The following is a 13558-nucleotide window of genomic DNA, read 5'->3' as shown; positions in this document are numbered from 1 at the left end:
GGTCGTCCGTGAGGGGGAACTCCGGACCACCCCTTCCGAACCTGCCTCCTCCCAAAGGACTAGACGTGGAAAGGATCAGATCTCCAAACGCTTGGCGTCAGAAGCTGTGCCGCGGAACCGCGCGCTGATACTGCGGCGCCCACTCCAAGGGGAACCCGAGTTCAAAAGCTGCACGAAGCCACCAGTGCGGATCTCGAAGTGCCGCGCGGGCCATGAAGACGCCGTCGGCTTGGCCGGTGGCCACGGTATGTTCGGCTTGCCCGGAGGACGTCAGGAAGCCGACAGCCCCAGTGGGGACGCCTGCCTCGCGCCGGATCTGCTCAGAGAATCCCGCCTGATAGCCGGGGCCGGCTTTGATCCGCTGATGGGCCACGGCGCCGCCGCTTGAGACATCCACCAAGTCCGCACCGCGCTCGGACGCCGCCCGGGCCAGGCGCACCGAGGTGTCAATGTCCACGCCACCCTCGGCCCAGTCGCTGGCCGAAATCCGAAGCAACAATGGCATCGAGTCGGGGATGACGGCACGGACGGCATCGATGACCGCAAGAGTCAGGCGGTTACGGCCGCCCTCACTGCCTCCCCAGGAATCATCGCGCTTATTGATCAGCGGGCTTTGGAACTCATGCAGGAGGTAGCCATGGGCGCCGTGGATCTCGACGGTGTCGAAACCCGCGTCCACTGCCCGCACGGCCGCCGCCGCGAAGTCGGAAATCACGGCCTGGATGTCCGCCTCGCTCATCGCAACGGGGGTGGCAAGCCCGGCAAAGGCTTCATCGCCAGGGCCCCGGGGCACCCAGCCGCCGTCGGCCTCCGCAACGGATCCGTCCCGTTCAGCAAAGGGCCAATAGGTCGAAGCCTTGCGCCCGGCGTGTGCCAGTTGGGCGCCGATCTTGCCTCCGATGGCGCTGTTCCGGTGGACGAAGTCCACGATCCGCTCCCAGGCCGCCGCCTGCTCATCGGTGTAAAGCCCTGCGTCTCTCGGGCTGATCCGCCCCTCGGGGCTTACCGCTGCCGCCTCGGTGAGGATGAGGGCCGCCCCGCCCGTGGCAAACGCTCCGAGGTGCACCAGGTGCCAATCGTTGGGCACTCCGCCATCGCCGTCGGGCGAGCAACTGTACTGGCACATCGGTGACACCCAGCCTCGATGAGGCAAGGTCAAGGAGCGCAACTGAAGCGGGCTGAACAACGCCGGCTGCGTCATTAGAAGAGGACTCGCGCGAGACCCTGCCGGGCCTTGGCCACACGTTGGTCCGAAATGCCGACGACGTCGAACAGCTCAAGCAGGCGCACACGCGCGGTTTCGCGCTCAGGCCCGAAATTGCGGCCGATGAAGGCAATGATGCGGTTGAACGCGTCCTCGATGTGGCCACCAGAGATGTCGAGGTCCGCCACACTGAGCTGCACTTCGATATTGTCCGGCTCCTCCGCGGCCTGGAGGCGCAGGGCTTCGGCTTCTGTCGCGGTCAAGGACTCGAGCCGGCCCATCAGTTCCACCTGCGCGAGTCCGGCCTTCGCTTCCGAGTCTGCGGGCCTCTCGGCAAGCGCCTGACGGTAAGCGATCGCGGCAGCGGCGTAGTCCCCGGCCTCAATGGCATCGAAGGCTGCTTGGTGCAGGGGCGGCAAAGGCGGGGCCTCAGCGGCAGGAGCGCCTTCGCCGATGCTGCCCGTCACTCCGTTGGCTTCGGCCACCTTGAGGAGTTCATCGATAAGGCTGCGGATTTCCTGGTCCGAGGCGGGCCCCTCGAACAGCGGCACAGGCTGGCCTTTCAACACTGCGACAGCGGTGGGGATGGCCTGGATCTGGAACGCCTGCGCAAGCTGCGGGAACGCGTCAACGTCCGCCGCGGCCAGGACGACTTTGCCGGCGAAACCTTCGACAACAGTTTCGAGGCTCTGCAGCAGATTCGAAGATTCCAAGGAGCGGTTGGACCACAGGAGGAAAAGGACCGGAATCTGCGAGGACAGCTGCACGAGGTCTTGGAAATTAGCCTCGGTGGCATCTACTCGCAGGGGCTGGGCACTTCCGCTGCTTCCCCCTGAGGCAGCCGGGACACCGCTCGATGCCGACGGCGCAGGGCGCCGCAATGCAGAGAGGTCGACGGCGCCGCGAAGGTTGAGCTGGCTGGCAGCGGCTGGAGAGACGGGACGGGATCCTGGCGAACTCATACCGTCCACTCTAGCCGCTGCGCCACAAGCATTTGCCTACTTGAAGCTGGCTCCCACCAGACCGCGGACCGCGGCAACGAGCTTCATCGGAGCAGTCGAACCAGCCGGCGGAATGTACACGGCCACTGACTCCGCGAAGGTCTGCACCAGGCCCACTTTCGTGGAATCCCCGCCGGCAAGCACAGCCGCAGCCTTGTCCACGGTCAGCGTGTCGCCATCAGACTTGGGCTTGCTGGTGAAATCGAAGTCCAGCTTTCCCACAACCACAGCGCCTCCGTCGGACGTCCTGAACACTGCCGTGTCCGCCGGAGCAGGGGTGTGGGTGAAGGTGAAGTTTCCATTGGCGCCGGCCTTCACCGTGCTGGCCTGGTAGTCCAGGACGTCGGCAATGTAGGGCGAGTTGGTTCCCTCTACCAGCTTGTCCTTGAACGCGGAGTCCGCCTTGGTCAGGCGATCACCCAGGGCGGCCAGCGCTTCGGTCCCGCTGTACTGCAGCCCGGATTTGTCCCCGGCTGCTAACTGCTGGGTTCCGCCCAGGGGGATCGCCGGGAAGGACGTCCCGGGCTGGAGCGGAGAAGCGCTCTTGAGCTTGTAGTTCTCGCGCGGCGAAGCCTGCACAAGGGTCAGGACCTGGGGAACCACGTTGCCGTCGCCCTGCGTCACGGCCATCACCGTGCGCGGCCAGCTGCGCTGAGTGGTAATGACGCTGCCCAGCAACTTGCTGGACCGGACAGGCATCCGTGCCTCGTGCGTTGCAACCTGGGACCGGATCTTGTAGTTCTGGGTCCGCACCTGCAGCTCCGTGCCGTCAACCCGGGGAGCGAGTTTGGCGGCATCGCGCGCGGCATCGCCGGCGGCCACTGCGCTGGCGACCTGTTCCAGTATGCGTTTGAGTTGGGCGTCCACCAAGACGGGGGCAGACGGGGCCGCGGAGGTCCCAGACGGGCTCGCGCTCGGTGCCCCTGAGGGAGAAGGGGTCTCGCTCGCCTGGGCGCCCGCCGCAGTGCCACCAACGAGGGCAGCTGCCACTGCGGCGGCCACGACCGAGACACGGAGCGCAGGACCGCCGCCCGTGCTCTTCTTGGTGTCCTCGCCAGCGGTGCCGTTATCGACTTCCGTGTTCTCGTTTGTCTTCCCGCCGTCGGCGGGATCGCTTGGGCGAGGGCCCTTGCCCCGGCCGCGTGTGAACTTGTTGACGAAGGGCAGCGCCGCACCCGCGACGATGAGGATCGCGCCAATAACGATGAGCGGGACGGCCCACGGCATGGTGGCATCGTTGGGGAACGTCACGGAGACCGTGGACGGCGCGGGCTTGGTTCCGTCGCTGGCCAAGAGCAGCGACCAGTCGCCACTCGCCGGCGGGGTAAAGGTGTAGTCCAGCTGACCGTTGGCGTTCTCGGTTTCCACCCACAGGTCCGATCCGGCCGGGGATGGAGCTGTTGCTTCGCCGTCAGCGCCGGCGACTTGGAGGGACTTGCTGTCCTCGGAGACCCCGTTGACGCTGTTGTGTGCGGTCTTTCCCACCCAGGCGTCGACGTCATCCGGGCGGCCAACAGCCAGTACGAAATTGCCATCACCCTTGACGCTGATCTTTGTGGGACCGCCCTTGTGCGTCAGCACGGTTTGGTTGATCACCGTCAGCGGAGCGGCTTTGGCGTCGCCGGGAGTGGACGCGGTCACGGTCTCGGCGGGAGCCCAAAAGGTCAGCTGGCCAACACCGGCCAACAGTGTCAGCAGGCCAAGCAGCACCAGCGAAACTGCAGTCTTCAATCGCACAGGAATACCAATCATCAGCGGTCGTTGAACTTCAAGGGTAACGGTTTTGTTACCGAAGAGTCAGTTCGAGGTCCTCCCGTGGAGCACCCCGGCACGCCGGTTGGCCCCTGGAATCCGCCAATTCAGGCCTCCTGATAGTGTGGCGAACAACATGACAGCGGGCACCGCCGGAGCCTGAACGCGGAACGAAAAGGCAGCTGAAACACGTGAAAGAGCGAAAGGGTCCGGCTCCCGCCGAACAACAGCCCGGGACCAGCCCGGATAGTTTGGCCAACGGGTCCGCCGAGGACGCCAGAGATCATGGCGAGGGGCTGATGGCTTCCTTCGTGCGCCGGCTCCGCCAGCCCATTCCGGGCGCACAGCCGCGGGTGCGTTTCGAGATGCCGCCCGAGCTTGAGCATGAAACAGCCGAGGCCGAGCAGGACGAATCCGACGATCCGCGCTTCGGCTCCCCCGGTCCGAGGATGTCCGCGCAGCATCCGCTCTATGTCGGATTCATGGGCACGGCCGGCGTCGGTGTCGCTCTCTTGCTGTACTACATCGGTACCAATACCGCCCAGCTGTTGCTATGGATCGTGACCGCCTTGTTCATTGCACTGGGCTTGGATCCCGTGGTTCGTTGGCTCGAGGGCCGAAGGATTCCGCGCCCTGCCGGCGTCGTCATTGCGGTCGGAGCGGTTGTTGCCGGAGTGGCAGCGTTTTTTGGCACTCTCATCCCCACGATCGTGGATCAGGTCTCGCAGCTCGTGCGGCAGGCTCCTGATTGGATCCGCGGTTTCGTGGATTCCGATTTCTTCCGGTCCTTGGACAGCCAGTTCGGCGTCCGCGACAGGATCAGCCAGGAGCTGGACAAGTTCGTCAAGAACCCGGACGCGATGGGTGGCATCTTCGGCGGCGTGGTAGGTTTCGGTTCCACGGTGGCCAACGGCGTATTCGGGACGCTGATCGTCCTGGTCCTCAGCCTGTACTTCCTCGGTGCGCTGCCCGCCATGAAGAGGTGGGGCTACAGGCTTGCCCCCCGCTCGCGCCGGCCGCGTGTGGAGGCCTTGTCAGAGGAAATCACGCGTTCTGTGGGCAACTACGTGATCGGCCAAGCTTGCGTGGCCTTGCTCAACGCATTGTTCGCTTTCATCGTCATGAGTATCCTGGGCATTCCGTTCAGCGTCCTTCTGGCTTTCGTGGTGGCCCTGCTCGCGTTCATACCCCTGGTGGGAGGAATGATCGCCGCCGTGGTGGTCATTCTGGTGGCCTTGACTGCTGGGTGGCAAACGGCAGTGGTCTACGCCATCTGCTACTTCGCCTATCTGCAATTCGAAGCCTATTTCATCTCCCCACGCATCATGCAGAAAGCCGTCGCAGTTCCCGGCGCAGTCGCCGTGATCTCGGTGATCGCAGGCGGCAGCTTGCTGGGCGTCCTCGGCGCCTTGATTGCCATCCCGACGGCGGCAGCCATCATGCTGCTGATCAAGGAAGTCTTCATCATCCGGCAGGACCGCCACTAGGCCGTGACCATTAGACCGTGGCCACTGGGCCTGTCCATTGGCGCGGCAGGCCATCGGGTCCTGCGCCGGCTTCCGTCACGTCGTCGACGATCTCGTCCAGAACCCGTGCCGCGTACTTCTCCCCGACCCACAGGTGCTTGGCGCCGTCGATCCCCAATACACGGGCCTGGGGCACCTGGCTGAATCGCTCAGCGGCCTCAGCAGGCTGAAGATAGTCGTCGTGTTCCGGGACCAGGACTGTCAGTGGCTTTCCGGAGGCAGCCCATTCCTTCAGGTGCACATCCGTTGCCCGGTGCAGCGGTGGTGACAGCAGGACGGCGCCCTCCACTTGGGAAGCCACAGGTTCAACTGCCCCGTACATCAAGGCCAGCTCAGTACCAAAAGACCAACCCACCAACCAGCGGTTCGGAAGCCCGCGTTCCACCGCGAAGCGAACGGCGGCCTCGACGTCGTACCGCTCACCGATTCCTTCGTCGAAATGCCCCTGGCTGGTCCCCCGCGGCGAATGCGTCCCCCGGGTATTGAAGCGCAAAACCGCGACGCCGGCCAGTGCCGGAAGTCGATACGACGCCTTGCGGTAAACGTGCGAATCCATGAATCCCCCGTGCGTCGGCAAAGGGTGCAGGGTAATCAGCGTTGCCCTGACCTCACCGGATTCCGGCAGCGCCAGCTCCCCCACAAGCAACTTGCCGTCTTCGGTGAGAAACTCCACATTCTCCCGGCGCGCCGGCAAAACCGTGGATGCCCTGATGTCCGTGGCAGACTCCGGCTGGCTGAAAACGAGGGACGCAGGATCGAAACTCATGCTTCCAAGCTTAAGTGCTCAGCGGTACCGGTACGTGCGGCCTGTCCAGCAGTTGTTGTGCCAGTGCCGGCGTTCCGCCAATCCGGCGGCTTCACCGAAAAGGTGCGTCTCGGACCACACCACCAAGTGGGCGATTCCCGGCACGATGGCCATCGAACAACCGGGGCAGATATAGGTCTTCTCGGCATTCCGTGCGGTCATGGTCCGGACCATCCAGTCGCCGTCGGGGGCACTTTCCCTGCGGGCGATGCCCGAACGGGCGCGTTCCAGATCCAGTTCCGGCGACGCGCCTGTCCGTTTCCAGCTTGCCTTGGCTGATTCGGTGCGTCGGGGGCGGTTGGAGCGGGGCATGTCTCCATTCTGCCCCAGTCGCTGAATGCAAACGGCAGAGGAAGTAAAGTGGAGCGGGTGCGACTCGTCATAGCCCGTTGTTCCGTTGATTACGTTGGCCGCCTCAAGGCCCACCTCCCGCTTGCCACACGGCTTTTGCTCGTCAAATCCGATGGTTCGGTCCTGGTCCACTCCGACGGCGGCTCCTACAAGCCGCTGAACTGGATGAGCCCGCCCGCTACTCTCCGGGTGACCACGCCGGAGGAGACCGAGGTCGAAGAAGGCGTGGTAGAGCAGTGGACCGTGCAATCGGCCAAGACCGATGACCGGCTCATCATCAACATCTACCAGCACCTCCACGACACGTTCCACGACCTCGGAACCGACCCCGGGCTCATCAAGGATGGCGTCGAGGCCGACCTGCAGCGACTGCTTGCCGAGCAGATCGAAACCCTCGGGGCCGGCTATTCGCTCATCCGCCGTGAGTACTTCACCGCCATCGGGCCAGTGGACATCCTCGCCAGGGACAGCGACGGCGGAACAGTCGCCGTCGAACTCAAGCGGCGCGGCGACATCGACGGGGTCGAGCAGCTCACGCGATACCTCGAACTGCTCAACCGCGATCCACTGCTGGCGCCGGTACGGGGCATCTTCGCCGCCCAGCAGATCAAGCCGCAGGCCAAAGTCCTTGCCAACGACCGCGGAATCGACTGCATCACCCTGGACTATGACGCCATGCGCGGCGTAGATGACAGCGAGTCGCGCTTGTTCTAGGTGCTCCGGTTGGCCCCGCCTTCATGCTGGGCTAAACCGGGTCAGAGGCAACCACAGGCAACTAGAATCAAAGCATGACTGTCCCAGACCGGCCTGCGTCTGCGCCTGTGCGCCACCTTATAACCGGAACCATCGTCACTGACGGTGTGGTGATCGAAGATGGGCTGGTGGCGGTGGAGGACGACCGCATCGCCTTTGCCGGGCGGGCCGCCGAATTCCACGAAGCTTCCTTTGAAGGCTTCGAGGAAACGCCGCGGACGGATTTCCCCTCGGAACGTTACATCTTTCCCGGTTTCGTGGATGTGCATTGCCACGGAGGCAACGGTGGCGACTTCCCAGGGGCCGACGAATCCTCTGCGCGCAAGGCCATCGATTTCCTGCACCGGTCAGGAACCACAACCTTGCTCGCCAGCATGGTCACTGCGTCTCGGGAGGACCTCCTCCGCGGCATCGAGCTCTACGTGCGCTTGGCCGATGAAGGGCTTGTGGCGGGAATCCACTTGGAGGGGCCCTTCCTCTCCCATGCCCGCTGCGGCGCGCAGAATCCTGCTTATCTGCTCGAGCCTGACCTGGATCTCATGAACGAGTTGGTTGAGGCCGCCGCCGGCAAGCTTGCCACGATGACTTATGCCCCCGAGCTGCCCGGGGCCGCGGCGCTGGTGGACCTGATGACGTTCCACGGAGTGACGCCGTCACTTGGCCACACGGATTGCGACGACGCAACAGCTGCTGCCTCCCTCACTGCGGCAAGGGAGGGCCTGGAATCCGCTGGTTTTGACGGCGTCAGCTCCTTGCCGACTGTCACGCACTTGTTCAACGGCATGCCTCCCATGCATCACCGCTCCCCCGGCCCCGTGGCTGCCTCCCTTCGCACGGCGCAAGAAGGCAAGGCCGTGGTGGAACTGATTGCGGACGGGACCCACCTCGATCCAAGCACCGTGGCAACCGTTTTTCAGCTGGTAGGTGCCGCGAACATTGTCCTCGTGACCGATTCGATGGCAGCAGCGGGACTCTCCGACGGAAACTACATGCTGGGCCCATCGCCCGTGACCGTGACGGACGGCGTGGCCACCTTGGATGCCAACGGCTCCATCGCCGGCGGCACTGCCACCATGCTCGACGTCGTCCGGCACACCGTAGCGGCCGGAGTCGGGCTCGCCGACGCCGTTTCGTCGGCGACGGCGGTTCCAGCCGCAGTTTTGGGACTCTCCGATGAACTCGGCGGCCTTCGCCGGGGCCTGCGGGCCGATCTGGTGGTCGTTGACAAAGATCTGCAACTTGGGGGCGTATTGCGCAATGGGGATTGGCTGGCCTAGCCTCGGTATTTCAGGGGGTGGTGCGGCCAGTGCGTGTTTAAGCAGGGAAAGGTGCCCCTGAGCTGGGAAAATAGTGTTGTTGACGCACTGTTTTGACCCGCTCGAAGGAGCACCTTTCTGGTGAACCACTTTACCCCGTCGTACCCGTCTGTCCGTGTTGATTCCGCCGGGGACGGGGTGGTGTCCCAGGCCGGTGGGCTGGTGCTGACGGAAGCCGTCCGGGCAACGGGGTTGATGGCTGGCTTGTCGGCCGGACTTGGGCCGTGGCGTAAGCCCTTCGCCCGGCATGACCCCGGCAAGATCCTCACCGACCAGGCCCTGTCCCTGGCGACCGGCGGGGACTGCCTGGCGGACGTGGACCGGCTCCGGACCCAGCCGGAGGTTTACGGGCTGGTGGCCTCGGATCCCACGGTCAGCAGGCTGGTCAAGGTGCTCGCCACGGTCGACCCGGCCAAGGCGCTGGCCGCGGTCAACAAGGCGCGTGCCGAAGCCCGCGCCCGTGCCTGGAACGCTGCCGGGGACGCCTCCCCGTTGCACAACGCCAGCGTCTGGAACCCGGTCGTGATCGACGTTGATGCCACGCTCCTGAGCGCCCATTCGGACAAGGAACACGCCCGCCCGACGTGGAAGAAAGGCTTCGGGTTCCACCCGCTGGCCGCGTTCATCGACCACGGCGCCGAGGGAACCGGTGAACCCCTGGCAGTGATCCTGCGCCCGGGCAACGCCGGCTCCAACACCGCCGCCGACCACATCCAGATCGTCAAAGACGCGCTGAAACAACTCCCGGCCGGACACCGGTCCGGGCGGAAGCTCATGATCCGCACCGACTCCGCCGGCGGCACCCACGAGTTCCTGCACTGGCTCGCCGCCCGCCACCGGAACCTGGGGTACTCGGTCGGATTCCCGATCCATGGTGCCCTCGAAAACGTCCTGCCGCTGATCCCTCAAAAGGCGTGGACGCGGGCCTACAACAGCGACGGGGAAGAACGTGACGGCGCCTGGGTCGCGGATGTCACAGGCATGCTCGAGCTCTCCGCATGGCCCAAAGGTTTGCGGGTCATCGTCCGCAAGGAAATCCCGCACCCGGGCGCGCAGCTGCGGATCACCGACATCGACGGGATGCGCTACACAGCGTTCGCGACAAACCAGGCCCGCGGGCAGCTCGCCGATCTTGAAGCACGGCACCGGTTGCGGGCCCGGTGCGAGGATAGGATCCGGGGCGTCAAGGACACCGGCCTGAGGAACCTGCCCTTGCACTCCTTCGCCGCGAACACGCTCTGGTGCCACCTGGTCATGCTCGCGGCCGAGATCACCGCATGGGCGCAGATGCTCGCTTTCCCCGGAACCAAGGCGCGGCGGTGGGAACCCAAGAAACTCCGGGCCCGGATTTTCGAGATCGCCGGCAAGATCAGCCGGCACGCCCGACAGATCACCCTTCACCTGGCATCCAAGGCACCCGAAACGTCTCTGCTGATAAACGCTCTCGCGAGGCTGAGGGCTATCACCCCGCCATAGCCGGCAACCGGACCGGACAACAGGGAACCACGGGAAGCAAAAGCCGCACCCCGGGTGGTAGTGGAACCGCCCGCGCCCAGCCGCCATCGGTCAGCGGCCCTTCCGTCACACCCTCATGCAAAAATCGACCACGTCAGGCCGCCGGTAAGCCCTGACCCCGCCGAAATCCTGCCTCATGAAAGATCGAGGCTAGGCCGAATTCGCAAACGCCCAATGGTGGGAGCCGCTTTCTTCCGTTACCTTCTTTTTACTTAAAATTTGTCGGAATTCCCGGACAGACCGTTGACCTCCAGTAGCCGCCATGAAAGTGTTGTAGCAGTCTTTGTGTAGGTGTGATTCATGCTCGCAAGACGCGTTGCGAGCGTGAAGCTCCTGCGAAGCCAACCAAGCCTTGCTTGGACGGAAAACCAGGTCTTCTCGCGGAGTAACCAAGGTCGGCACGCAGTGTGCCGGACTTAATAGTTCCACAATGAGGAGAAACAAAAATGGCACTGGGCACCGTCAAGTGGTTCAACGCTGAAAAGGGCTTCGGCTTCATTACCCCGGACGACGCAGAAGGCGACGTCTTTGTCCACTACTCCGAGATCCAGACCGGCGGCTTCCGCACCCTCGATGAGAACCAGCGCGTTCAGTTCGAGATCGGTCAGGGCGCAAAGGGCCCGCAGGCCACCGGCGTAACCGCTGTCTAGTTTGACTGCTTGAATTCTGCTGAGCAGATTCACCTGCGGTAGATTCAACAACAAAGGGCCTTGCGCTAAGCGCAGGGCCCTTTGTTGTGCAAGGCCTTTCGTTGTAGCGAATTAGCCTTCGTGACGCACGCTATTCACGCAACGAGAGTGCGAAGAAGCCTGGCAGTTTGCCGAACGGACAGCCCTGGCAAATATGCCCGGCTTAGCGCAGCGCCGATCGCGGGAATCTCCAAGCTGTCCTGGTAGTACATATAGAGAGTCCTGTACTCGGGCTGGAACCTGGATTTGAAGCGTGCCAGCGACCGGAATCCGTAAACAGGTTCCAAGGTCCTGCCAACAAGGTCGAGAATGCCCGCCATACCGGCGTCTCCGCTGGAGAACTCCTCGGGATCCCCGGCCAACGGTGAACCAGACAAGGATATGACCTCCACTCCGTGACGCAACTCCTGCACCGCTGAGGCAATCATGAATTCCATGATGCCCGGGAACGCATCACCCCGCCGGCGCATGAAGTCCAATGTCCAGCTAATCACTCGACCCTCACGAAACACGGGCAGCCAACTGGTGACCCCGTAGACAAACCCTTTGCTGTCGACGGCTATGCAACACAGCACGTCGTCGTCCATCAGCTCGTCGAGGGAACCCAGGGTAAAGCCCATTTCAGGTACTTTCTTCCTGGCGGCCCACTCTTCTGACACCTCGCCAAGTTGGGAACGGATGTGCTGGGAGAACTTTGAATAGCGTCCCCACCGGACTTCAACGCCGGCTTTGAGCGCCCGGTTCTTGGCTGTCCGGACGTTTTGCCATGCTTTGCCCGTGAACTCGAGATCGCGGATGAAGAGCCGGGTTTCCTGGGCGACGGCAATTCGGCGAAATCCCGCGGATCGCAACATCGGCCACAATTCCTCGGTGCAGGAGTAGAGGCACGGCACCAATGCGTGGTCCGCACAGTAGTCGAGGAAACCTTCGGTCGCGGCCCGGGCCTGTTCGCGAACGCCGAACGGACCGGCGAGGGTCAGTGCAACGTTTCCATGCTGCTGGTAGGCAATCCCGGCGTCCATTCCGGGAGTGAACCAGAACTTGTTCGGCTCCCAAAGCGCCATCCAGGAGAGGGACTCTCCGCCGCGCTTAACCAATTCCCTTGCCACTTGCCGGGCAGGATCGTCCCCGCCAGGACCGTGTTGCCGCTTGAGGAGCAGCATCCACACCGCGGCGAGTGCTACAAGCCAGAAGACAATCCCCGACCACGCGAACAATATTGATTCCGCGGCGCTGCGCTCCGCGAACACGCGCCCAAAAGCCGTGGGTATCGGCAGGGGAAGATACTGCCGGGCGAGTTCGGCAACGAGCCCCAGGACGCCGCCGTCGTACGCCATTCCGCCCGAGCCGAGCCAGGCACCTGTGTAGGCACTCGCCAGTACAACCCACGTTCCGCCAACCAGCAACGCCATCTTCCGGCGAAGGGGCGCCCTCGACGCCACCACAAAGTTGCCCCTGAACAGGAAAAGCAGAACCGCCAGGATGAGCGGAACAAGCGCGAGGGTCAGGATATGGAATACTGCGGAGCCCAGGACCACAGTGCGGCCATGCCCTGGAAAGTGCGGAATGCTGGCAAACAAAACCAGATAGGCGAAGGACAGGGCCACCACACCAAGCTGCACGCCAATGGCGATCTTCAGCGCCAAGCGCCTTCCTTGACGCATGCCCACCGCACAAATGAGGAGAAGCAATGCGGGTACGACGGCCAGGGCTACTCCGGCTGGCCCGGGATAGCCCTGCCGTCCAAGTTCCAGGCACTTGATGTCCACGGTGCCGCCGCAATTGGCCTGCAGTTGCGTGAGTGTGGGGACAGGGTTCAGGACCATCTCGCGGAGCAATGCCATCGGCCCCGCAGGGCTCCGCACGGCGCCGGCTACAAGGGGCCCGACGCCGAAGATCGCCACCATGAGTGATAACAGGTTTCGCGTCTCACGCCTGGTTGCGCGATGGCTCGGTTGTATGCCTTGGTCGAGTTGGAGCCACAGACCGCTCCCCAGTCCCACCAGCGCTCCGGTGAGCGCCATGACAGCCGAGGGATCGCCAACGTAGAGGACCAGGAGAAGTGCCAATGACACAACTGTCGCCCTTAGTCGCCGACGCCACAGCGTGGGAAAAAGACCGCTGGCGGCCATCGAGACGAAGAGGGTTGCGGGAAGGGGACCGGAAGTGCTGGCGTCCATCATCCGTCCCAACCAGCCGTCGTCGGCGTAGGCTGCGACCTGGACCGCCAGCAGGAAAGCAGTGACCGTGGCAAACTGGCCACCAAGGAACCCTGCTGCAGTGCGGAACCAGCCAAATTTGCGCTCTGAGGACCCCAGCAGCACGACGAGCAGGAGCGAGCTCGTAACGTAGTCGAAGGGATTGACGGGAAAGAACATCGAGGTCCAGATGGACCACCAGTCCCCTGACTTCAATCCGCCACCGCTCACGCTGGTGAGGTGCCGCAACACATCGGGGCTGAACGCGACGTCGGGATCGAAGATTGCCGGAGTAAGCAGGTAGAGCGCGAGCACCACTACGGTGAAGGGGATTGCACCAATGTGGACGGCCACGTTTCCAACCAAGGCCTGAACGAGCGCTGCCACCATCTTCCGTGCGGGCTTGGCGTCCTCGTGCACGGCTGCTTGGTCCTTGGACAATTGAGCT

The 13558-nt window shown here is 63.7% G+C and carries 11 protein-coding genes; 5 read left to right on the top strand and 6 right to left on the bottom strand.

Features of this window, described 5'->3' with window-relative positions:
• Positions 1-97 precede the first annotated feature (97 nt).
• Genes AC3ANQ_RS09050 through AC3ANQ_RS09040 form a run of 3 tightly spaced genes read right to left on the bottom strand, consistent with a single transcriptional unit; the run spans position 98 to position 3957 of the window.
• Positions 98-1201, bottom strand: coding sequence for an NADH:flavin oxidoreductase/NADH oxidase (locus AC3ANQ_RS09050; protein WP_488304777.1), 1104 nt, complete (start codon positions 1199-1201; stop codon positions 98-100).
• On the bottom strand, positions 1201-2166 hold the full coding sequence (locus AC3ANQ_RS09045; protein ID WP_488304776.1) for a co-chaperone YbbN: 966 nt from the start codon (positions 2164-2166) through the stop codon (positions 1201-1203). Before AC3ANQ_RS09045 ends, AC3ANQ_RS09050 begins: the two co-directional genes overlap by 1 nt.
• 36 nt (positions 2167-2202) lie before the next feature.
• Positions 2203-3957, bottom strand: coding sequence for a DUF8094 domain-containing protein (locus tag AC3ANQ_RS09040; RefSeq protein ID WP_488304775.1), 1755 nt, complete (start codon positions 3955-3957; stop codon positions 2203-2205).
• 299 nt (positions 3958-4256) lie between these two features.
• Here AC3ANQ_RS09040 and AC3ANQ_RS09035 point away from each other — a divergent pair, with 299 nt between their 5' ends.
• Complete coding sequence (locus AC3ANQ_RS09035) at positions 4257-5444, top strand: AI-2E family transporter (protein WP_488305285.1); 1188 nt, start codon at positions 4257-4259, stop codon at positions 5442-5444.
• A gap of 10 nt (positions 5445-5454) precedes the next feature.
• On the opposite strand, the gene AC3ANQ_RS09030 is transcribed toward AC3ANQ_RS09035, so the two are convergent.
• On the bottom strand, positions 5455-6249 hold the full coding sequence (locus tag AC3ANQ_RS09030) for an alpha/beta hydrolase (protein ID WP_488304774.1): 795 nt from the start codon (positions 6247-6249) through the stop codon (positions 5455-5457).
• Between the two features lie 18 nt (positions 6250-6267).
• Positions 6268-6600 (bottom strand): ATP/GTP-binding protein, encoded by a 333-nt coding sequence (locus AC3ANQ_RS09025; RefSeq protein WP_488304773.1) that lies wholly within the window; start codon positions 6598-6600, stop codon positions 6268-6270.
• 57 nt (positions 6601-6657) lie between these two features.
• On the opposite strand from AC3ANQ_RS09025, the gene nucS reads away from it, so the two are divergent.
• The 4 genes from nucS (at position 6658) to AC3ANQ_RS09005 (ending at position 10873) form a co-directional block, all read left to right on the top strand.
• Positions 6658-7353 carry an endonuclease NucS gene (gene nucS / locus AC3ANQ_RS09020; RefSeq protein ID WP_488304772.1) on the top strand — a complete coding sequence of 232 codons (696 nt, stop codon included), beginning with the start codon at positions 6658-6660 and terminating at the stop codon, positions 7351-7353.
• Positions 7354-7427: 74 nt separating this feature from the next.
• On the top strand, positions 7428-8669 hold the full coding sequence (gene nagA / locus AC3ANQ_RS09015; protein WP_488304771.1) for an N-acetylglucosamine-6-phosphate deacetylase: 1242 nt from the start codon (positions 7428-7430) through the stop codon (positions 8667-8669).
• 120 nt (positions 8670-8789) lie between these two features.
• On the top strand, positions 8790-10184 hold the full coding sequence (locus AC3ANQ_RS09010; protein ID WP_488303123.1) for an IS1380 family transposase: 1395 nt from the start codon (positions 8790-8792) through the stop codon (positions 10182-10184).
• A gap of 485 nt (positions 10185-10669) precedes the next feature.
• Positions 10670-10873, top strand: coding sequence for a cold-shock protein (locus AC3ANQ_RS09005; RefSeq protein WP_028264741.1), 204 nt, complete (start codon positions 10670-10672; stop codon positions 10871-10873).
• A gap of 134 nt (positions 10874-11007) precedes the next feature.
• Here the strand turns inward: AC3ANQ_RS09005 and AC3ANQ_RS09000 are convergent, their stop codons facing one another.
• Positions 11008-13500 carry a bifunctional lysylphosphatidylglycerol flippase/synthetase MprF gene (locus tag AC3ANQ_RS09000; RefSeq protein ID WP_488305284.1) on the bottom strand — a complete coding sequence of 831 codons (2493 nt, stop codon included), beginning with the start codon at positions 13498-13500 and terminating at the stop codon, positions 11008-11010.
• Positions 13501-13558 lie beyond the last annotated feature (58 nt).

Source organism: Arthrobacter sp. DMZ02-1R, from assembly GCF_057747935.1.
Note: the sequence above shows the minus strand (reverse complement) of the source record. Positions and strands in the feature narration are given on the sequence as shown.

Bases quoted from the DNA above. Each gene is read 5' to 3' on its own strand.
- nagA (WP_488304771.1), top strand. From the start codon at position 7,428: ATGACTGTCCCAGACCGGCCTGCGTCTGCGCCTGTGCGCCACCTTATA.
- AC3ANQ_RS09005 (WP_028264741.1), top strand. From the start codon at position 10,670: ATGGCACTGGGCACCGTCAAGTGGTTCAACGCTGAAAAGGGCTTCGGC.
- AC3ANQ_RS09030 (WP_488304774.1), bottom strand. From the start codon at position 6,249: ATGAGTTTCGATCCTGCGTCCCTCGTTTTCAGCCAGCCGGAGTCTGCC.
- AC3ANQ_RS09045 (WP_488304776.1), bottom strand. From the start codon at position 2,166: ATGAGTTCGCCAGGATCCCGTCCCGTCTCTCCAGCCGCTGCCAGCCAG.
- AC3ANQ_RS09025 (WP_488304773.1), bottom strand. From the start codon at position 6,600: ATGCCCCGCTCCAACCGCCCCCGACGCACCGAATCAGCCAAGGCAAGC.
- AC3ANQ_RS09040 (WP_488304775.1), bottom strand. From the start codon at position 3,957: ATGATTGGTATTCCTGTGCGATTGAAGACTGCAGTTTCGCTGGTGCTG.
- AC3ANQ_RS09000 (WP_488305284.1), bottom strand. From the start codon at position 13,500: ATGGTGGCAGCGCTCGTTCAGGCCTTGGTTGGAAACGTGGCCGTCCAC.
- AC3ANQ_RS09035 (WP_488305285.1), top strand. From the start codon at position 4,257: ATGGCTTCCTTCGTGCGCCGGCTCCGCCAGCCCATTCCGGGCGCACAG.
- AC3ANQ_RS09050 (WP_488304777.1), bottom strand. From the start codon at position 1,201: ATGACGCAGCCGGCGTTGTTCAGCCCGCTTCAGTTGCGCTCCTTGACC.